Source organism: Streptomyces sp. NPDC048718, assembly GCF_043198875.1.
Classification (GTDB): Bacteria; Actinomycetota; Actinomycetes; order Streptomycetales; family Streptomycetaceae; genus Streptomyces.
Map to the genome: position 1 here is coordinate 65,457 of NZ_JBICVG010000015.1, position 19,813 is coordinate 85,269.

The window sequence follows — 19,813 nt, forward strand, 5'->3', positions numbered from 1 at the left end:
CCGAATCGGGGGAACATGAAGCCTCGCCTGGTCTTCGTCCACGGCATCGGCGGCCCCCGGGACGCCGCCGCCGACCTGGACGAGTGGCTGCGCGCCGTCGCCGAGGGCGCCCGCGCCGCCGGCCACGGCGACCGGATCTCCGCCCTGACCGGCGGCTGGGCGGCCGACGCCCGCTTCGCCTACTACGGTGACCTGTTCCATGCCGCCGGCGCCCAAGGCGGGCCGGCCGGCGCCGCGGCCCCGGGCGAGGCCGGGGACCAGGACGACGAACTCCTCGCCGCGCTCCTCCTGGAGGCCGTCGAGGCCCGCCTCGCCGACCCGGACCTCCCCGCGGCCGAGGCCGCCGCCCTGCGGCACGCCCGTACCCGCCTCGAACCGCCCCCCGCCGCCCAGGGCGTGGGCGCGCCCGCCCGGCGCGTCGTCGGCGCCGTCACCAGTCTGCTCGCCGTCCCCGGACTGCGGACCGCCGGCGGCTGGCTCACCGCCCGCGCCACGGCCGGCCTGCTCGGCCAGGTCGCCCGCTATCTCAACCGCGCCGAGTCCGACGGCACCACCACTCTCGACCAGCGCATCCGCGCCCGCGTCGCCGAGAGCCTCGCTCCCGACGGCCCCACCATCGTCGTCGCCCACTCCCTCGGCACCGTCGTCGCCCTGGAGACCCTCCACGAACACCGCGGCGCCCTCGACGTACCGCTGTTCGTCACCCTCGGCTCGCCCCTCGGCATCCGCACCGCCGTCCACCCCCGGGTCCGCCCGCACCCCCTCGGCACCCCGGAGTCCGTCGGCCGCTGGCTCAACTTCTGGGACCGCGACGACCTCGTCGCCGCCCGCCCCCTCCTGGAGGACTTCGTCCGCCCCAACGCCGGCGCCGTCGTCCCGCGCAGCCGGCGCGTCGACTCCGACGGCGCCTGGGTGCATCCGGCCGCCAAGTACCTCGCCCAGCCCGCCGTCGCCGGTCCGCTCGTCGAAGCGCTCACCACCCACGCGGGGCGATGACCGGACCACGCCATCTGCTCGTGATCGGGGCCCAGTGCCCCGGGCTCGGCCTGCTCGACGCCCTCGAAGAGGCAGCCCGTACGCTCCACGACACCCTCACCGCCCCCTGGGCCGGCGCCTGCGCCCCGGCCACCCCGCCCGGTGCCACGCTCCTCTATGGCCGCGAACTCACCCGCCAGGACGTCGAGTCGGCCGTCCGTACCGCCGGCCGGGCCGCCGCCGAGGCCGGCGCGGTGCTCGTCCTCGCCCTCCTCGGCCACGGCATGGCCGCCGGCACCGAGCTGTACTTCATGGCCGGTGACTCGCAGGCCGAGCAGCCCCTGACCGCCGTCAATGTGAGCGCCCTGCTCGGCGACCTCGCGGACACCCCCGGGCTCGACGGCCTCGTCGTCCTCGTCGACACCTGCCACGCCGGCCGTGCCGTGCCCGATCTGCCCTCGCTCGCCACCGGCATCCGGCGCGGCGAGACCCGGCTCAGTCTCCTCATGGCCGCCGCTGCCGACGACGACGCGTACGGCCTCAACTTCAGTACCACCGTGGCGAAGATCCTGCGGGACGGCGTCGCCGACGCGGGCGAGGCCCTCACCGGCGAGACCGTCGTCCGCGCCGTACGCGCGGACGGCGGTGTGATCGGCCAGGCCGTCCAGCACGCCGCGTACGACGGCGCCCAGTTCACCACCGGCCCGCTCTGGCTCGCCCGCAACGCCCGGCACACCGCCCCTCGCCCCGGCTCCCCGCTCGGCCCCGCCGGCCGCGCCGCGCTCGACCAGGCCCTGGCCCCGCTCGGCGGCCCGCCGGACCCCGAAGCCCCCATCCACCCCTCGGAGTTCGCAGCCCTGCGCGAGCGCTGCGCCCGACTGCCCGCCGCCGAACGCGACTGGGCGTACGGCGTCCTCGACGCCCTGCGCGACGCGGCCCGCACGCTGCGCCTGCTCACCGGCTGGCCCGGCGACGCCCTCACCAGCCCCCTGCTGCGCCGCACCCTCGCCGCCACCGCCGCCGACGGCGCCCCGCTCGCCGCGCTGCCCGAGACCACCGGCACCGAGCTGCTGCGCGACACCGTCGAGCACCTGCTGCTGCGTGCTCCGCGCGCCGGCCGCAGCCGTACGGCCCCGGTCGCCGCCTTCCTCGCCCGCCTCGCCCGCGACACCGGAGTCGACCGGCACCACGCCGACCTGCGGGCCTGGGCGGCGGAGACCGACGCCGTGATCGACCTCAACGACGCCTTCGCCACCCTCACCGAACGCACCGAGGAGACGCGGCTGCGGCTGGTCGTCAGCCTGCACGCCGCCGTCGGCGACGAATGGCCCGAATCGCTCGCCGCCTGGCTCCTCGACGGCGGCGATGTACGCCACCACGAGGAGTTCGCCTGTCCCGCCCAGGACCGCAACGGGACCGAACGCGCGCTCGGCCAGGTGATGCGCTGGGCCGCGCCCCTCGCCCGCTCCCTCGGCACGCGCCTGCGCCGGGTGGAGATCGCCGCCCCCGCCCCGCTGCTCGCCGTCTGGAGACCCGAGGAGACCCACGTCGGCGTACGCCTCGGCTCCCGCTACGACGTGGTGCTGCGCTGGAGCGACCGGATCCATCCGCCCGAGCATCTGTGGTGGATCAACGACGAGGCCCGCGACACCCTCAGGGCCATCGAGAAGAACGCCGACGGCGACCGCGTCGACTGGTTCGGCGAGGCCGACACCCGCCGTGTGGCCGAACTGCGCGAGCGGCTCGAAAGCGCTCCCCGTACCCGCGCCGTGGCCCTGGCCCACCATCCCGCGCACCTCAAGGAACTGATGGAGACACTGCTCTCCTCCTCCCCGATCGTGCTGTGGCCCGAGGAAGGGACGGACGCCCCGGCGGACCGGACCACGGAGCCGGCCGCCGGACCCGGCGGCGGACCCGGCAGCGGGGCCGAGCGCGGGTCCGGGGCCGAGTCCGGGCGCGGGATCGGGCGCGCGTACGGGACCGTGCCCGATCATGTGCGGCGCTTCGTCGACACGTACTGGCACCTGCTGCCGGGGGAGTTCAGCCACGCCTACCGCAGCAAGTGGAAGCAGGCCGCCGACCCGGCCGCCCACGCGGACCGCCGTCCGCACCATCTCGCCCGGCTGAGGACCGTCTGGGACGGCCCCGAATGGCTGGACTTCTGCACCTTGTTCGACACCGACCACACCGACAGCGCGTACACCGGCAGGGACCTCTTCGCCAGCGAAGGGTGTCCGACGGAGGGGGAACGACCCGCATGACCTGGCAGCCCTATTACGCCGGCCACGGCACCCCGCCCGCCGGACCCGACGACGGCGTCGTCCTCCCGCCCGCCCCGCCGTGGCGCGAGTTCCCGCGCCGCTCCCTGCACCGGCAGTTCGTACCCCCGGCCGGCCTGGTCGAGGCCGTCAACGCCGCGCTCGCCCTGCGCCGCCCGCTCCTCGTCACCGGACCGGCCGGCTCCGGCAAGTCCACCGTCATCGAACAGGTCGCCGCCGAACTCGGCCTCGGCACCGTCCTGCGCTGGCACATCACCTCGCGCAGCAGCCTCGCCGACGCCCTCTACCGCTACGACGCCCTCGGCCGCATCCACGCCCAGCGCCTTCAGACCCCCTCCGGCGCCCCGGCGGGCGGCGACGACATCGCGCCCTTCCTCCGTATGGGCCCGCTCGGCACCGCCCTGCTGCCCACCGAACGGCCCCGCGCCCTTCTCATCGACGAGATCGACAAGAGCGACCTCGACCTGCCCAGCGACCTCCTGGACGTCCTCGAACGCGGCGAGTTCGAGATCCCCGAACTCGCCCGCTACGGAACGGACACCGTCGCCGTACGGGAATGGCAGGGCGACCGGCACCACGACATCCGGCGCGGCCGGGTGCAGTGCACCGAGTTCCCGTTCATCGTCATGACCAGCAACGGCGAACGCGACTTCCCCGCCGCCTTCCTGCGCCGCTGCGTCCGCTTCACCATGCCCCTGCCCACCCCCGAGACCCTGCTCCGGATCGTCGAGGCCCACATGGGCGCCCCCGCCGCGGCCACCTCCACCGCCGGAAAACTCGTCGCCACCTTCCTCGAACGCCTCAGCGCGGGCGAGAGCCTCGCCGTCGACCAGCTCCTCAACGCCGTCCACCTCCTCGCCGGGACCGACGCCCCCGACGAGGCCCGCCGCCAGGCCGTCGAGGACCTGATCCTGCGCGAGCTGTCCCATGCCTGACCCGCTGCCGCGGCTGCTCTCCGCCCTGCGCACCGCCGCCCCCGAACTGGACGGCACCGCGCTGGCGGAGGCGCTGTGGCTCGCCGCCCACATGGGCGGCGACGGTGCTCAGGGCGATGGACGGGAAGGGGGAGGAAGACCCTCCGAGCCGGGCGTACGGCCCTCGGGCGCCGCACCCGAACGCCCCACCGGCCCCGGGAACGAGTCGGCCCCCGCCGACCACCCCGACCGGCCCCGGCCACCCCGCGCCGACAACACGCGGACCGGGGACGGCGCCCCCACCAAGCCCCTCCACGAACGCCTCCCCGGCAGCGCCGCCACCCTGCGCGGCCACGCCGTCGCCGCGCCCCAGGGCACCGGCCTGCCCCGCGCCCTGGAACTCACCCGCGCCCTGCGCCCCTGGAAACGCCGCTGGCCCCAGGGCCGTCAGGGCGAACTCGACACCGAGGCGACCGTCGAGGGCTACGCCCGCAGCGGTGAACTCATCCCGGTGTTCAAGCCCGCACCCGAGCGCTGGTTCGACCTGGTCCTGGTCGTCGACCGGTCACCCGGCATGCGGGTCTGGAACGAGACCGTCACCGACTTCGCCGCCGTCCTCGACCGGCTCGGCGCCTTCCGTACGCTCCAGATCGCCGACCTCACCTTCGACACGTCCGGCACCCCCCACGCGCCCGGCGCCCTGCGGTCCTCCGACGGCCGCCGCCTTGTCATGGTGATCTCCGACTGCATGGCGGACGCCTGGCGCCGGCCCGAGGTCTGGCATCTGCTGCGCGACTGGGCCGGGACCCACCCGACCGCCGTCCTCAACCCGCTGCCCACCAAACTGTGGCGACGCGGCGGCCTCGACCTGCCCACCACCCGCTTCACCCCGGCCGCACCCGGCAGCCCGCGCAGCCGGGTGCCCGTGACGCCGCCGCCGCTCGCGGGGACGGCGCGGGCGCGCGAGGCGGACGGGCCGGGGGAGGGGGCCTGGCTGCCCGTACCCGTCCTGTCCCTCACCCCGCACTCCCTGGGCCGCTGGTCGCAGAGCCTGATGCGCGGCGACCCGGAGGGCTGCACCGCCGTCCTCGTCCCGCCCACCGGCCGCCTTCCCGCGGCGGCCGCCCGGCCGCGTGCCCTCCCCCTGGCCCCGGCCGAACGCGTCCGCCGCTTCCTGCGCACCGCCTCGCCGCGCGCGGCCCGCCTCGCCGTACTCTGCGCCCCCTTCGACCGCCTCAGCCTGCGCCTGCTCCACCTCGTCCGCGAGAAACTGGTCCCGGAGGCGGGGGTCGCGGACGTCGCCGAGGTCGTGACGAGCGGCGTCTTCGAGGTGGAACAGGCAGGCGCCGTCGTCGAGTTGGTCCTGCCGCCCGCCACCCGGGAAGCACTTCGCGCGCACCTGCCCGCCGACCAGGTCTGGGCCCTCCACCGAGCCCTCGACCAGCACCTTGCCCACCGGGGTGCGGGCCGTACCCGGCTGCCGTCGGTGGTGGAGGACGCGAGCGGGCCGATCGAACTCGCGGCGGAGCGCGAGGCGTTCGCGAGGGCTTCGCGGCGGACGCTGGAGCTGCTGGGGCTTGCGCAGCCGGAGGCGGAGGAAGGGAGGGCCTCGGCGGAGCCGGGGGAGCCGGTGGAGGATCCGGACCTGCCGCCGCTGCCGGAGCCGTACGTCGGAGATCCGGAGCGGGAAGCCGCCCTGGTCGATCGACTGACCAGCGGACACAGCGTGCTGGGGATCACCTCGTCCGGGGGCATTCCCGGCGTCGGCCGGACCACCCTGGCCCTGCGGCTCGCCCACCTGGCCCGCGAGCGCTTTCCCGACGGGGTGGTGTTCCTTCCCTTCTATGGCTCCACGCCCCATCCGCTCGGGGCGGAGGCCGTCATGGACCGACTGCTGCGCCGACTCGCTCTGCCTGTAGAGGACTTCCCGGATTCGTACGCTGAGCCAAGTGCGCTGGCAGCGGCGCTCACGCGGGCCTTGGACGGTCGCCGAGTCCTGCTGGTACTGGACGATCTGCCCGAGGGTGAGCTGTCGCGTGCCTTTGTCGGCACGCCGCCCGAGGGATGCGCGGTGCTGGCCACGTACCCGAATGCGGGGAACCTGCCGCAGGAGGTCGATCTCTTTCTCTTCACCGGTGCCGCCGCGGCCCGTCTGTTCGACGCCTTCCGGGCACCCCGTCCCGAGTCGGTCAAGCAGGGGCACTGGTGGCCGTTCACCGTGCGCGTCCTTGGTGCCGCAGCCGCCTCTACGGATCGCGAGGTCTCCGCGAGGGCCGTCCGTATCATTGCCGAGGCGGCGCGAACGGGCGGACGCCTGCCCCCGCGTGAGGCGGTACGTCACTGGCTCGACGGACTCGACGGGGGCCGCGGAGCTTCGCTTGTCGAGCTGGCGATGCTGGCGACGACCGAGTTCACCTTGGAGGAGGCCGCAGCCGCCATCAATCGCGAACTCGGCGCTGCCGCAGCGCATCTCGACACCCTCGTGCGGGATGGGCTACTGCGACGGCTGGGAGCCGGACGGTACGTGCTTCCGGCCGTGGTGCGCGACGGGGCGATCCGAACTCCGGGGTTCGAGACGCCGAACGTCTTCGCTCTGGTCGGGATCGAGGCACTCCATCGCTGTGCTGCCGCAGCCCTTCACCGGGAACGACACCCCGGCAGTCGGCTCGCTGAACGTCTTGGCGTCGTGCCGGAATCCGCTCCCCACCCCGAGGTGTGGGTGCGGAACGCACTGAACTTCCCCACCGAAGGCCCGGAGACGCTGCTGCTGCTTCAGGACGTGGGATCCATGCCGCCGTTCCGGGGGGAGTTCGCCGCAGCCGCCCGGCAATGGATGAGGCGAGGCCAGAATGTCGATGGGCCGACGCATGGTCGCGCCGCCCTCGCCCTCGCCCATGCCCAACACGCCCTCGGCCGGCACGAGGAAGCCTGGGACACCCTCCACGAGGTCGGCCCCGACCGGCTGCGCGAAGACGACGCGACCTTCCCCGACGCCGCCCTCCTCCTCGCCCGGCTCGCCCTCGCCCGCCGCACCGCCGACGGGGCGCGGACGGCGCTCGCCTGGGCCATGACGGCCTGGAACGCCGTCGACGAGCAGTCCCCGGAGATGGCCGACGTGCTGCGGAGCCTTGAAGAAGCCTTCGTCGCGAGCGACGAGCGCGAGGAACTCATCTGGATCCAGGAGCGGTTGCTCCAGTGCGGCATCGGCCTGCGGCTGCCCGACATGGAGTGGAGAGCGCGGCTCCGCCTCGCCGCCACCCTGCTCCGCAACGGCCGCGCCCGCGAGGTCCAGGACGTGCTGCACCCGGCACTGGAGCCGCCGGCCGCCGCCGACCGCGCGGAAGCCGAGCGTCTCCTGCGCGCCGCCGCCGACCCCGCCCGCGTCCTCATCGCCCTCCGGAGCCTGACCACGGCCCGGCGCGGCACCGCCGCGACGGTCGCCGGTGTCCTCGCCGACCTGCCGGCCGTCGGTCACGGCCGCTTCGCCAGTCATGTCTTCGAGGACTGCGTCCTGTTGCTCGTCGACGGAGCCGTGCCGATCGCCCCGCTGCTCCGGGACCTCGTCGAGTGGCTGCCCGCGACCCGGATCGCGGTCCATCGGGGGCCGGTGCGCGAGGTGCCCGCCGAGGACGACGCCGTCGCGTACACGCGGGCGATGCTGCGGGCCGTCGAATTCGTCCGGACCTCGGAGAACTATCCGGACGACACCACCCTGTGCGTCTCCCCGGAGGTGCACGAGATGTTGTCCGAGGACACCTCCGATTCCGAGCTGAACATCCGCTTCGTGGCGCGCGAAGTCCGCACCGAGGACGGCGCGGTGGTCTGTGTGATCCTGACCCCGAGGGTCGACCTGGCATCGTGGGACGACGAACTACTGGCCCTCGCCCGGGTGTTCACCGAACTCGACCCCCATGGCGACCGGCTGGCCGGAGCCTTGCGTGAGGCCATCGACGCCGAACTGCGGCAGGCCGGATTCGCCCAGCCGCACGGCGCGGAAGCCGAGGCCGCGGAGCGCGAGGGCGTGCGCGGCGAGCTGGCGAAGCGGCTGAGCCGGCAGACCTTCCCCTTCCGCCTCGGCAGTGCCGCCGCGCTCGCCTGGGACCGGCCCGGCCGTGCCGTGCCCCTGGGCGTCGAAGTGAGCCTGCACGGACCGTATATGAACCCGGACGGGTACGAGGCCGGCCGGATCCATCTCCTCGTACAGGCCGACGAGGAGCGGTCCCGCTGGTCGGCCGGGCTCGTCCGGGGCGGCGAGGGCCGGCCCTGGTTCGGCAGCGTGCTGTGGCTGCACCGGGACATGCCGCTGCCCGAGAACCTTCTTCTCTCCCTGGGTGTGGAGGAGCGCGAGGCAGTCCTCACCGAGGCCGATCCCGTCGCCCGTGTCGCCGCGTTCTTCCGCCTCGTCCAGGGGCATATCGTCCACACTGTCGCGCTGCGCCCGCTGATCGGCGAGCGCGACTGGGAGCGGGCACGCGAGCGGATCGTGCGGCTCGCGGGCGGCGTACTGCGGGGCGAGGGACTGTTGTTGCTGGCGGGGAACGCGCGGGGGCGGGCGATGGCCGAGGCGCTGCGGCTGCCCGTACCGAACGGCGACGCGTACCTCTGTGTCCCGCTCATCCGGCAGACCGGAGCGCACGGATCCCGGCCCGCCGTCACCGTGGCCGACCGTGCCTGGGTCGCCGCGGAGGAAACCGATGAACGCGGGCCGCTGCCGACCGGGTTCCCCAGCCTGCGCACCCGCTGACCGTGCGGCGGGACGCCTGGCGATGGGACCCGCGGCGAAGGGGCCCGGCGTGGGTCCGGTTACGATCGGCCCCTCGCCGACCCCAGGAGCTGCGCGCCATGTCATCCCCGCGTATCGGAGTCGTCATCGTGACGATGGGTACCCGTCCGAAGGAGCTGGCGGCGCTGCTCGCCTCGGTGGAACGGCAGGACGTTCCGGCGGCCCGGGTGATCCTGGTCGGCAACGCGACTCCGCTCACCGGCGTGGACGTGGCGCCGAACGTGACCAAGGTGCCGCTGCCCGGGAACCTGGGCTGTCCGGGCGGCCGGAACGTCGGCCTGGCGATGCTGCGCGACTCCGGGGACGTCGACATCGCCGTCGAACTCGACGACGACGGCCTGCTGATCCATACGGACGTCTTCCGCAAGGTCGGGCAGATGTTCGCGGCGGATCCGGGGCTCGGCATCGTCGGATTCCGGGTCGCCGACGAGCACGGCCACACCGAACGCCGCTGGGTGCCCCGGCTGCGGGCCGACGACCCGATGCGGGGCGGGCCGGTGACCGCGTTCCTCGGCGGCGCACACGCCTTCTCCCTCTCGATGCTCCGCGAGACCGGACTGTGGCCCGCCGAGTTCTTCTTCACCCACGAGGAGACCGACCTGGCCTGGCGCGCGCTCGACGCGGGCTGGACGATCCTCTACGAGCCCGGGCTCGTCCTCCAGCACCCGAGGACGTCCCCGGCCCGCCACGCCGTCTACTACCGCAACACGGCACGCAACCGTGTGTGGCTGGCCAAGCGTCGCCTCCCGGTGCCGCTGATCCCGGTCTACCTCGGCGTGTGGATCCTGCTCGCCATGGCGCGTATGCGGTCCCTGGGCGGTCTGGCGGCCTGGTGGGGCGGATTCGCCGAGGGAGTGCGCAAGCCCTGCGGTCCGCGCCGGGCCATGCGCTGGCGTACGGCGTGGCATATGACCCGACTCGGCCGCCCGCCGATCCTCTGAGCCGCCCACCCTGCCCCACTCCGGTCGCGCGCGCCTCGGCCGTCGAACCGCCGCATCGCCCGGACACCGGTACCACCGGGGCCTCACGGGGCCCACCCGAGTCGTGACGCCGCCGCGCCGCCGCCCGGAGGGGGGAATCCAGGCGGCGGCTTTTCGGGTGCGCACACCCACCGGGGCGGGTGCCCTGCCCGGTCCGTTTCACACGCGCCCCCGCCCGCCGGTTTCGCCGCGCGCCGCCGCCCCCGCGTCCCCACGGTGGTGAACCGGTGAATTCCGGGCGCGTCGCCGCCCCGTGCCCGCCGTGCCGGCGGCCACGGCGGAAGGATCACCGCACGGGCCTTGCCAGCGACACACACCGGGGTGCACGACGACATGTGGCGGGACAACACGGCGGCCAAGGGCACGGCGGCGACAGGAACCCCGGAGACAGAGACCGAAGCGGAGGTGGAGACCGCGGAGACCCGGCCCCGGACGGCCACGGAGCGACGGGTGCGGTCCGGTTCCCGCTTCCTCGGGATCCTCACCACCACCGACCACAAGGTGGTGGGCTACCTCTACATGACCACCTCGTTCGGGTTCTTCCTCTTCGCCGGCCTGCTGGCGATGCTGATGCGCGCCGAACTCGCCCGGCCCGGACTCCAGCTGGTCAGCGCCGAGCAGTACAACCAGCTCTTCACCGTCCACGGCACGGTGATGATGCTGCTCTTCGCCACCCCCATGTTCGCCGGTTTCGCCAACGCCGTCATGCCCCTGCAGATCGGCGCCCCGGACGTCGCCTTCCCCCGTCTCAACGCCCTCAGCTACTGGCTGTTCCTGTTCGGCGGACTGCTGGTGGTCTCCGGCTTCCTGCTCCCCGGCGGCGCCGCCTCCTTCGGCTGGTTCGCCTACGCGCCCCTCAACAACGCCGTCTTCTCCCCGGGCGTCAGCGGCGATCTGTGGGCTCTCGGCCTGGTCCTCTCCGGTGTCGGCACCACCCTGACCGCCGTCAACTTCATCACCACGGTCATGTGCCTGCGGGCCCCCGGGATGACCATGTTCCGGATGCCGATCTTCACCTGGAACGTCCTTCTCACCTCGGTCCTGGTGCTGCCGGCCTTCCCCGTCCTCACCGCCGCTCTGCTGGCGCTCGTCGCCGACCGCAGACTCGGTGCCCACACCTACGACTCCGCGTCCGGAGGCGCGCTGCTGTGGCAGCACCTCTTCTGGTTCTTCGGCCATCCCGAGGTCTACATCGTCGCGCTGCCGTTCTTCGGGATCATTTCCGAGATCATCCCGGTCTTCAGCCGCAAACCCGTGTTCGGGTATCTCGGGATGGTGGGCGCCACCATCGGCATCACCATGCTGTCCGCCGTCGTGTGGGCCCACCACATGTTCGCGACCGGTGCCGTCCTGCTGCCCTTCTTCTCGATCATGTCGTTCCTGATCGCCATCCCCACCGGGGTGAAGTTCTTCAACTGGATCGGCACCATGTGGCACGGCAGTCTCTCCTTCGAGACACCCATGCTGTTCTCGATCGGCTTCCTCGTCACCTTCCTGCTCGGCGGGCTCAGCGGCGTGCTCATCGCCTCGCCGCCGCTCGACTTCCACCTCACCGACTCCGCGTTCATCGTGGCGCACCTGCACTACGTCCTCTTCGGGACCGTCGTCTTCGCCACCTTCGCGGGCTTCTACTTCTGGTGGCCCAAATGGACGGGCCATCTGCTCGACGAACGCCTGGGCCGCGTCCACTTCTGGACGCTCTTCACCGGGTTCCAGGCGACCTTCCTGGTCCAGCACTGGCTGGGCGAGGGGGGTATGCCCCGGCGCTACGCCGATTACCTGCCGGCCGACGGCTTCACCGCGCTCAACACCTTCTCCTCCATCGGCGCCTTTCTGCTGGGGGCGTCGACCCTGCCGTTCCTGTACAACGTCTGGCGAAGCCGTACGCACGGTGCCAAGGCCACCGTCGACGACCCCTGGGGGTACGGCCGGTCGCTGGAGTGGGCCACCTCCTGCCCGCCGCCCCGGCACAACTTCGTCGCCCTGCCCCGCGTACGGTCCGACTCGCCCGCCTTCGACCTGCACCATCCGCCCGGCCCGGCCGGGCCGATCCACCTGCCCAGCCTGACCGCCGGTCCGCTCACCGGCCCACCCGTCGACCCGTCCGCCGACCCGTCCGCCGGCGGACCGGCGCCGCGAGAGGAGTGATCATGAGAACCGAGGCGCTGGTGTTCGCCGGCACGGCCTGCTTCTTCCTGGCGGTGGACGTGCTGTACGCGGTGTGGTCGCGCGAGCCCGCCGGGACGGCGGCGCTCACGATCGCGTTCCTCATGGCGTCCCTGATCAGCTTCTTCTTCGCCCGCACCCACCGGTCCATCGGGCTGCGCCCCGAGGACCGCCCCGACGGCGAGGTCCAGGAGCGGGCCGGCCGGCTCGCTCCCTTCTCGCCCGGCAGCGGCTGGCCGGTGCTCACGGCCCTGGGCGCGATGATCCTCGCGCTGGGCCTGGTGTTCGGTCTGTGGCTGGCCCTGATCGGTCTGGGCGTCTTCGCCTCGGGTGTGGGCGGTCTCGTGTTCCAGTACGCCACCGAGGGCGACCAGCACTGACCGGGGAGGTGCGCGGCGGACCGGAACGTGACCTGAACAGGCCCGGAGCGGGGCTCAGTCGGTGCGTACCGCCGTACGGTCGCCCTCGCCGGGCTCCGCACCCCCGGATCCCCCGCGCCCCTCGATTCCCCGGGAGTCGTCCCAGCGCGGCGGCGCCGTCCGCTCCGCCACCGCCACCCGCTCGGTCTCCTGGGCCGGCAGCTCCACCCGGTCGGTGAGCAGGAACCGGCTCAGCGCGGCCCGCAGCCGCAGCCGCCGGGGCACCGGGCCCTGCTCCGGCAGCGTCACCGGCTCCTGCGTCTCCCGCACCAGCAGCCGGTACCGCTCGGCGGGCGGGAGAGCACGGTGCCGCCCCGACAACTCGCCGTGCACCGCCTGCCGCACCTCCCGGGTCTTGTCGCCCTCGGCCAGCCGCCGCTTGTCCGCCGCCTGCAGGGCGAGACACAGCCGCCGGGTGACGGCGAACGCCAGCAGCGGCGCGAGGACGAGCGCGACCCGGAGCACCCAGGTCACCGCCTCGATCTCGACGTCGAAGACGAGAGCGAGGAGGTCGTTGCCGCCCGCCAGCAGCAGCACCGCGTAGAAGACGATGCCCGCGACGCCGATCCCGGTGCGTACCGGGCGGTTGCGCGGCCGGTCGCACAGATGGTGCTCGGCACGGTCGCCGGTCGCCCACTTCTCGATCAGCGGATAGCAGAGCAGCCCCGTGAACAGCAGGCCCGGAAGCAGCAGGGCGGGCACGAACACGTTCCACATGATGGTGTGCCCCGCGACCACGGTGTTCCACGCCGGCATCAGCCGCAGCGCGCCCTCCAGGAACCCCACGTACCAGTCGGGCTGCGAACCGGCCGACACCTGGTCCGGCCGGTACGGCCCGTAATGCCACACGGGGTTGATCTGGGCCACTGCGGCCATGCCCGTGAGCACCGCGAACACCAGCAGGAACAGGCCGGTGGACTTCGCCGCGAAGTGCGGGACCATCGGCCGCCCCACCGCGTTGCGGTTGGTGTGTCCGGGCAGCGCCCAGTGAGTGTGCTTGAGATAGAAGACCAGCAGGACATGGGCCGTGACGACGGCGACGAGCAGGGCCGGCACCAGCAGCACATGGAGCACATACAGCCGAGGGATGACCACCTGCCCCGGGAACTGGCCGCCGAACAGCATCATTTCCAGATACGTGCCGACCACCGGGACCGACCCCACGATGGTGGCCGCGGTGCGCAGGCCGGTCCCCGAGAGCAGATCGTCCGGCAGCGAGTAGCCGGCGAACCCCTCCAGCAACGCGAGGATGAACAGGGTGACGCCGAGCGTCCAGTTCGCCTCCCGGGGTTTGCGGAACGCGCCGGTGAAGAAGACCCGCAGCATGTGCGTGGCGATCGCGGCGACGAACACCAGCGCCGCCCAGTGGTGCACCTGACGGATCAGCAGCCCGCCGCGCACCTCGATGCTCAGCCGCAGGGTCGTCGTGTACGCCTGGGTCATCGGCTGCCCCTGGAGCGGCCGGTAGGGGCCGGCGTAGACGGTCTCCACCATGCTCGGGTCGAAGAACAGGGTGAGATAGACGCCGGTGAGCAGGAGCACCAGGAACGCGTACAGGGCGATCTCGCCCAGCAGGAACGACCAGTGGTCGGGGAACGCCTTGCGCAGCGCGGCACGGGCGATCTCGCTGATCGGGAGGCGGCCGTCGGCGGCGGCGTAGCCGCGGACGGCGGCCGCCTTGGCGCGGTCGTTCCAGCGGGTCCGGTGCCTGCGAAGGGACATGCCGACTCCTGACGATCCGCCGCTCCAGGCGTCCTGCGCCTGCCGGGCCGCCCCCGGCGGCGGCCACGGTGCCGACCCTGCCGCCCGGGCCCGCTCCGGCGGATCGGGCGCGCCGGACATTGGGCCGCGTGAGGGAAAAACCCGCACGCGCGCCACGCGCGCCGGCCGGGCCGGGGGGATCCCCGGTTCCCGTGCCCCCGCGGTCCGTGCCGTTCGTGCCGTTCGCCCGGCCCCTGAGGTCCTTACGACTCGTACGGCTCCTGAGGCCCCCTCGACTCCTCCGGTTCGTACAGCGGCAGGAAGTGGATCACCGGTTCCTCGTACGGGTGCGCCGCCCGGACGGCCTCCAGGACCGCGCGGGCCTGCTCCGTGTCGCAGACCGACTCGATACGGCGTTCCTCCGCGTACTGGACGACGCCCACTTGGCCGTCGTACGGCAGGGCCCCGGGCAGCGGCTGCCAGCTGCCGGTCACCCGCCACCCGCTGGAACAGCGCGCGTAGGCCCCGACCCGCCCCGCTCCGGCCGTGTCCAGGGCGTCGGCCACAGCCTCCACATGACTCGCGGGGACGGATATCTCGATCTTCAGACGCGTCATGAGCGGGACCCTAGCCGCCTGTTCCTCTCCGGGGCGATCAGGGCCGGGCCCGCCCGGGTCCTGGGTGCGACCGCCAGGACCGGGCAGGTGGACCGGGCCGGCGAGGCGGCGGACCGTCCGGACCTCAGGCGGGCAGGAGCGCGTCCCACTGGTCCCGGGTCGGGCCGTCGTGCCGGGGTTCGAAGTCCGGGCGGTCGGCGAGCCAGGCGGTGAGGTGCCGCTCGATCTCGTCGGTGCCGTAGGCCTCCTTGGGCGGGCATACGAGATGACGGGCCTGGGCCCGGGCCCGCATGACGACCGGATCGTCGAACGCGCAGGCGGCGAGGGCGGCGGCCCGCCGGTCGGAGAGCGGTGCGCTGTCGGCAAGCCGCAGGCCGGCCGTCCGATCGGACGTCACCTGCGTGTCGAACCACGGGCGGAGGGCCTGGACCGTCCACGCGTGGTAGCCGGCCGGATCGGCCGCGATCTCGTCGGCGTGGAGGGCCACGTGCCGGGCGGCGAGCAGGCCGAGGGCCACGCCGTGGCCGAAGGTGGGGTTGGTGTGGACGATGCTGTCCCCGGCGTTGATCAGACCGGTGACGACCGGCCCGGCGTCGTCGGCGAGCGACGTCCAGCGATTGTCCAGTCCGGCCATCGCGAGGACGTCCGAGCAGGGTTCGGGATCCAGGTCGAGCCAGGCGGCGCAGGCGGGGAAGCGGCGGGCGGCGGCCTCGAAGACGGCGGGGTCGGTGAGCGCGCCGCGGGACGGATCCCCCGTGGCCAGCACCATGCTCACCGCGAAGGTGTCGTTGTCGGACGGGAAGACGCCGCCGAGCGCGAACGCCGCGGCCGAGCCGGTCTTCACCCGCCCCGGATCGCGCGGGCCGTCCGGCCGCAGCCGGTACCACCGGCACAGATACGCGATCCCGGTGCGGTGGCTCTCGACCACGGGCGGGCGGCAGCCGGCGGCGGTCAGCCAGCGGGGTACGGGGGAGCGGCGGCCGGAGGTGTCGACGACGAGGTCCGCCCGGTGGGTCTCCGTACCGACGCGGACACCGATGACCCGGGGGACGCCGTCTCTCCCGGCAGCGGGCGGGGGAGTGGGAGCGGGCGCGAGTGTCGGTACGGACGCGGGAGTGGGCGTGGGGGCGAAGGCGAGGGCGTCCACCCGGAGGCCCCGCCGTACCTCGACGCCCGGCTCCCGTCGTACGGCCGAGGTCAGGGCGGCCTCCAGCACGATCCGGCGGGTCCGCAGGGTCACCAGGTCCTCGTCGCCGGCCCGGTGCGGCGGATGGGCGTCGAACCAGTCGAAGTCGTGGTACTCGCGGGCTCCCCGGGCCAGCAGGTCCGCGTAGACGTCGGGGGCCTCGTCGAGCAGCACGGTGCGTACCGGGGCGAGGAGCGAGTGGGGCTGGACCGCCTGGGGGACGCGGGGCCGGTGCCAGTCGAAGAAGTCCCCGTCCGGGTCCTTCGCGGCCTGTCGGGTGTCCTGCTCGAACAACGTGACCGGGTGGCCCCGCCGTCCGAGTAGAAGGGCCGTTCCCAGCCCGCTGATTCCTCCGCCGATCACCGCGACTCGCGCCATTGAGCTCCCTCTCGCGTCGTGTTGCGGAGGGAGCCTAGCGAGCCCTGTCGGGCGGGTCACGGCCGGGACCGAGGCCCGCCCGAGATACCCCGTATCGTGGTGATCACTCGCTTGTCACCGACCGGAAATCAGTGCGAGGAGCGCTGGTCGCCGAGGCCCTCGATGAAGTCCTTGGCCTTCTCCACGCCGGTGTCGATCTTGTCGCTGTACTTGCCGTCGGTCTTCTCGTCGACGACGTCGGCAGCCTTTTCCAGTCCCTGGGAGACGAGTTCGCCGTGCTCGGCGGCGAACTCCAGTGCCTTGTCCTTGAGGCCCTTCAGATTGTCGAACACGTGGCCAGCTTTCCTTCCGGTGAGGGGGGTTGTGGTGCGTCGCCTGGCAAAGCCGGGCGGCCGGCCGCCGGTTGGGGCGGGCGGGCGACGCGGACGGCGCCGGCCCTGGTGGTGACAGGTGGCCGACGCCGAGCGCGCGGGAGGGGACGGGGTCAGACGTTGACGCCGAAGTCCATGGCGATACCGCGCAGACCGGAGGCGTAACCCTGGCCGACCGCGCGGAACTTCCACTCCGTGCCGTGCCGGTACAGCTCGCCGAAGACCATCGCGGTCTCCGTCGAGGCGTCCTCCGACAGGTCGTAGCGGGCGATCTCCTGGCCGTCCGTCTGGTTGACGACGCGGATGTAGGCGTTGCGGACCTGGCCGAAGCTCTGGCCCCGGCTCTCGGCCTCGTGGATCGACACCGGGAAGACGATCTTGGCGACGTCGGGAGAGACAGTGGCGAGGTTCACCTTGACCGACTCGTCGTCGCCGTCGCCCTCGCCGGTGAGGTTGTCACCGGTGTGCTCGACGGAGCCGTCCGGGCTGGTGAGGTTGTTGTAGAAGACGAAGTGACGGTCCGAAAGAACCTTCCCGGAGGCGTCGCACAGCAGGGCGGACGCGTCCAGGTCGTACGCGGCGCCGGTGGTCGTCCGTACGTCCCAGCCCAGGCCCACCACGACGGCGGTCAGGCCGGGGGCCTGCTTGCTGAGGGATACGTTGCCGCCCTTGGCCAGGGTAACGCCCACTGTTCTTCCTCCGTTGTCGGATTCATGCCGGATTCGGCCTGTCATCTGCTGCAACGCAGAGGCTACCGTCACAGTTCCCCGACCTGCGCAATCAGTGAAGTGTGAGGGCACCCCGCCAGACGGGCGAGGGTTCCGCGAACTCGCCGTCATCGCCTTTGGTGCGGCCGGGATGGATGTTCACAGGGGTGACGGGGGGTGGCGCGGTGGCCCTGTCCTTAGTTCAATGGTTGCGCAAGCCGTGAAGTAATCTCGGAGGGGGAGTACATGACGGACCAGGAGAAAGCGCTGCTCTTCGGTGGTCCCGCGCACGGCCTGTGCGTGACGGTGATGGGCCGGCCACCCATCCTGCAGGTGACGTATCCCTGTGAGGTCGACGAGATCGGAGCCGCGGAAGGGGGAGCCGGCGTACGTGTCGAGGCCCTGCATGTCTACCGGTTGGACCCGGGAGATGCGGACGCTTCGCCCCGTTACGGATACGACCCGGCCAGCCCGTAAGCGGACACGTCCACCCCCAAGTGGCCTAACCTTGCCAAGACACACCATGGGGAAACCATATGGACGAACCACTCGTCCCCTTCTGTATCGGCCGGACGAGTGAAGGCGTACCGATGACTGGCAAGCACCATCCCCCGCGGAGGCGTCGCGCCGCCGGGTCCCGGTCGAACGGGACCGGTCGGCTGCGCGGCGGGCGGCTGCTCGCGATGGCCACGACCCTGCTGGTGCTCGCGGTCTCCGGTATGGGCTGGATCTACCTTCAAGTCACCGGCGACATCGCCACGTTCGGTTCCGACGGGATCTCCGGCGACCGTCCCTCCGCCGGTGTCCAGGGGCAGAACGTCCTCGTCATCGGATCGGACGCGCGGACCGACGGCAACAGCGCATTCGGCGGCGGCAACCGGGCCGACATCGGCCGCTCCGACACCACGTTCCTGCTCCATGTGTACGCGGATCAGCGGCACGCCGTGGCCGTATCCTTCCCCCGCGACACCCTCGTCGACATCCCGCCGTGCCGGCTCCCCGACGGCACCTGGACGCCGCCGCGGGCCGAGGTCATGTTCAACTCGGCCTTCACCGTGGGGCAGACCGCCACCGGCAACCCCGCCTGTACGCAGAACACCGTCGAGAAGCTCACCGGTCTGCGGGTGGACCACACCGTCGTCGTCGACTTCAAGGGCTTCGCGGCCCTGACCGAGGTCGTCGGCGGCGTCCGGGTGTGCCTGCCCGTCGACGTCCACCAGAGGGACCTCGACCCGCACCTGACGGCACCGGGCGCGCTGGTGTTCGCCAAGGGGGAGCAGACCGTCTCGGGCCGGCGGGCCCTGGACTACGTGCGTCTGCGGCATGGCATCGGCGACGGCTCCGACATCGGTCGCATCAAGCGCCAACAAGCCTTTGTCGCCGCCCTGCTGAAGAAAATCAAGAGCGACGGTCTCACCCCGACCAAGCTGCTTCCGCTCGCCGAGGCGGCGACGGGGGCGCTGACCGTCGACCCCGGACTCGGTTCGGCGGAGAAGCTCATCGACTTCGCGATGTCGATGAAGGGCATCGACCTGCACGACACCACGTTCGTCACGCTTCCCTGGCGCTACCAGGGCGCGCGCGTCGCGATCGTACGATCGGAGGCCGACGCGCTCTGGGCCGCCCTCAGGGCCGACCGCCCCCTCAACGGCAACGGCAACGGCAACGGCAACGGCAACGGCAACGGCCACGGCAATGGCAATGGCAGCGGCGGAATGGCCGCCGGTGGTGCGGACAGTGGTCGCCCTTCCGCCCGGGACACCTCGGCCCCCGCCCCGGTGTCCGGCCGGGGGGTCGCCGTCGCCGTCCTCAACGGCACCCGGACGACCGGACTCGCCGCCCACGCCGCCGAGATGCTCCGCTCCGCCGGATACACCGTCACCCGGACGGCCACCGCGGTGACCCAGAACCATCCCCTCACCGTCGTCGAGTACGGGCCCGGCCGTGCAGCCGAAGCCAAGGCGGTCGCCCGGCACTTCGCCACAGCCGAACTGCGGCCCGTCGACACGGCGGGCATCACCGTCACCCTCGGCCGGTCCTACGCCGACAACCCCGACGCCCCCGTCGATCCTGCCCCGTCGGGAGCCCCGGCGAGTACGGTGCCGCCCGAGGACACCCGCTCCGCGGCCGACGACCCGTGCGCCGATCTCTCGTACGGCTGATCCGTCCCGGGGGCGTGTCCGTGCCGGTGCCGCTGCCCCTTCCCGCGCTCCTGTCCGTGTCCGAGTCCGGAAAGGAGCGCCGTCCGGCCGGAGTTCAGCGCCGGGGCGGCCTGTCGGGGTGTGCCCGGGTGTGACGGCCCGTGGGCCATGCTCCGTACCCGCCGCCGGTGGGGGC

14 protein-coding genes are annotated in these 19,813 nt (G+C 72.9%); 9 read left to right on the plus strand and 5 right to left on the minus strand.

Annotation, left to right across the window (positions count from 1 at the left end; all coding sequences use genetic code 11):
• Positions 1-15: 15 nt before the first annotated feature.
• The 7 genes from ACGFRB_RS25845 to ACGFRB_RS25875 all read left to right on the plus strand — a co-directional run bounded on the left by ACGFRB_RS25845 (position 16) and on the right by ACGFRB_RS25875 (position 12,477).
• Positions 16-996: an alpha/beta hydrolase gene (locus tag ACGFRB_RS25845; RefSeq protein WP_393246378.1), complete on the plus strand. Its 981-nt coding sequence runs from the start codon at positions 16-18 to the stop codon at positions 994-996.
• Positions 993-3,236 (plus strand): hypothetical protein, encoded by a 2,244-nt coding sequence (locus ACGFRB_RS25850; RefSeq protein ID WP_393246380.1) that lies wholly within the window; start codon positions 993-995, stop codon positions 3,234-3,236. Before ACGFRB_RS25845 ends, ACGFRB_RS25850 begins: the two co-directional genes overlap by 4 nt.
• The gene (locus ACGFRB_RS25855) at positions 3,233-4,189 is read left to right on the plus strand and encodes a MoxR family ATPase (RefSeq protein ID WP_361222819.1); all 957 of its coding nucleotides are present in this window, start codon (positions 3,233-3,235) and stop codon (positions 4,187-4,189) included. The genes ACGFRB_RS25850 and ACGFRB_RS25855 overlap by 4 nt, the downstream gene beginning before the upstream one ends.
• Positions 4,182-8,912 carry a NaeI family type II restriction endonuclease gene (locus ACGFRB_RS25860; RefSeq protein WP_393246382.1) on the plus strand — a complete coding sequence of 1,577 codons (4,731 nt, stop codon included), beginning with the start codon at positions 4,182-4,184 and terminating at the stop codon, positions 8,910-8,912. Before ACGFRB_RS25855 ends, ACGFRB_RS25860 begins: the two co-directional genes overlap by 8 nt.
• A gap of 98 nt (positions 8,913-9,010) precedes the next feature.
• Positions 9,011-9,892 carry a glycosyltransferase family 2 protein gene (locus ACGFRB_RS25865; protein ID WP_393246384.1) on the plus strand — a complete coding sequence of 294 codons (882 nt, stop codon included), beginning with the start codon at positions 9,011-9,013 and terminating at the stop codon, positions 9,890-9,892.
• A 558-nt stretch (positions 9,893-10,450) separates the two neighbouring features.
• Positions 10,451-12,079, plus strand: a complete 1,629-nt coding sequence (locus ACGFRB_RS25870) for a cbb3-type cytochrome c oxidase subunit I (protein ID WP_393246565.1) — start codon at positions 10,451-10,453, stop codon at positions 12,077-12,079.
• A gap of 2 nt (positions 12,080-12,081) precedes the next feature.
• Positions 12,082-12,477, plus strand: coding sequence for a cytochrome c oxidase subunit 4 (locus tag ACGFRB_RS25875; protein ID WP_393246386.1), 396 nt, complete (start codon positions 12,082-12,084; stop codon positions 12,475-12,477).
• Positions 12,478-12,531: 54 nt separating this feature from the next.
• On the opposite strand, the gene ACGFRB_RS25880 is transcribed toward ACGFRB_RS25875, so the two are convergent.
• The 5 genes from ACGFRB_RS25880 to ACGFRB_RS25900 form a co-directional block, all read right to left on the minus strand.
• Positions 12,532-14,238 (minus strand): cytochrome bc complex cytochrome b subunit, encoded by a 1,707-nt coding sequence (locus tag ACGFRB_RS25880; protein WP_393246388.1) that lies wholly within the window; start codon positions 14,236-14,238, stop codon positions 12,532-12,534.
• A 242-nt stretch (positions 14,239-14,480) separates the two neighbouring features.
• A complete protein-coding gene (locus ACGFRB_RS25885; RefSeq protein ID WP_393246390.1) occupies positions 14,481-14,834 on the minus strand; it encodes a hypothetical protein in 354 nt (117 codons plus the stop codon).
• Positions 14,835-14,958: 124 nt separating this feature from the next.
• Entirely contained in the window at positions 14,959-16,398 is a 1,440-nt protein-coding gene (locus ACGFRB_RS25890; protein WP_393246392.1) for an FAD-dependent oxidoreductase, read from the minus strand.
• A gap of 128 nt (positions 16,399-16,526) precedes the next feature.
• Complete coding sequence (locus tag ACGFRB_RS25895; protein ID WP_363010164.1) at positions 16,527-16,730, minus strand: antitoxin; 204 nt, start codon at positions 16,728-16,730, stop codon at positions 16,527-16,529.
• A gap of 152 nt (positions 16,731-16,882) precedes the next feature.
• Positions 16,883-17,458, minus strand: coding sequence for a TerD family protein (locus tag ACGFRB_RS25900; RefSeq protein WP_363010166.1), 576 nt, complete (start codon positions 17,456-17,458; stop codon positions 16,883-16,885).
• Between the two features lie 264 nt (positions 17,459-17,722).
• Between ACGFRB_RS25900 and ACGFRB_RS25905 the strand changes: the two genes are divergently transcribed.
• Together ACGFRB_RS25905 and ACGFRB_RS25910 are read left to right on the plus strand one after the other, a co-directional pair.
• Positions 17,723-17,953, plus strand: coding sequence for a hypothetical protein (locus ACGFRB_RS25905; protein ID WP_393246394.1), 231 nt, complete (start codon positions 17,723-17,725; stop codon positions 17,951-17,953).
• Between the two features lie 113 nt (positions 17,954-18,066).
• Positions 18,067-19,638, plus strand: coding sequence for an LCP family protein (locus ACGFRB_RS25910; protein WP_393246396.1), 1,572 nt, complete (start codon positions 18,067-18,069; stop codon positions 19,636-19,638).
• The last annotated feature ends 175 nt before the right edge of the window (positions 19,639-19,813 follow it).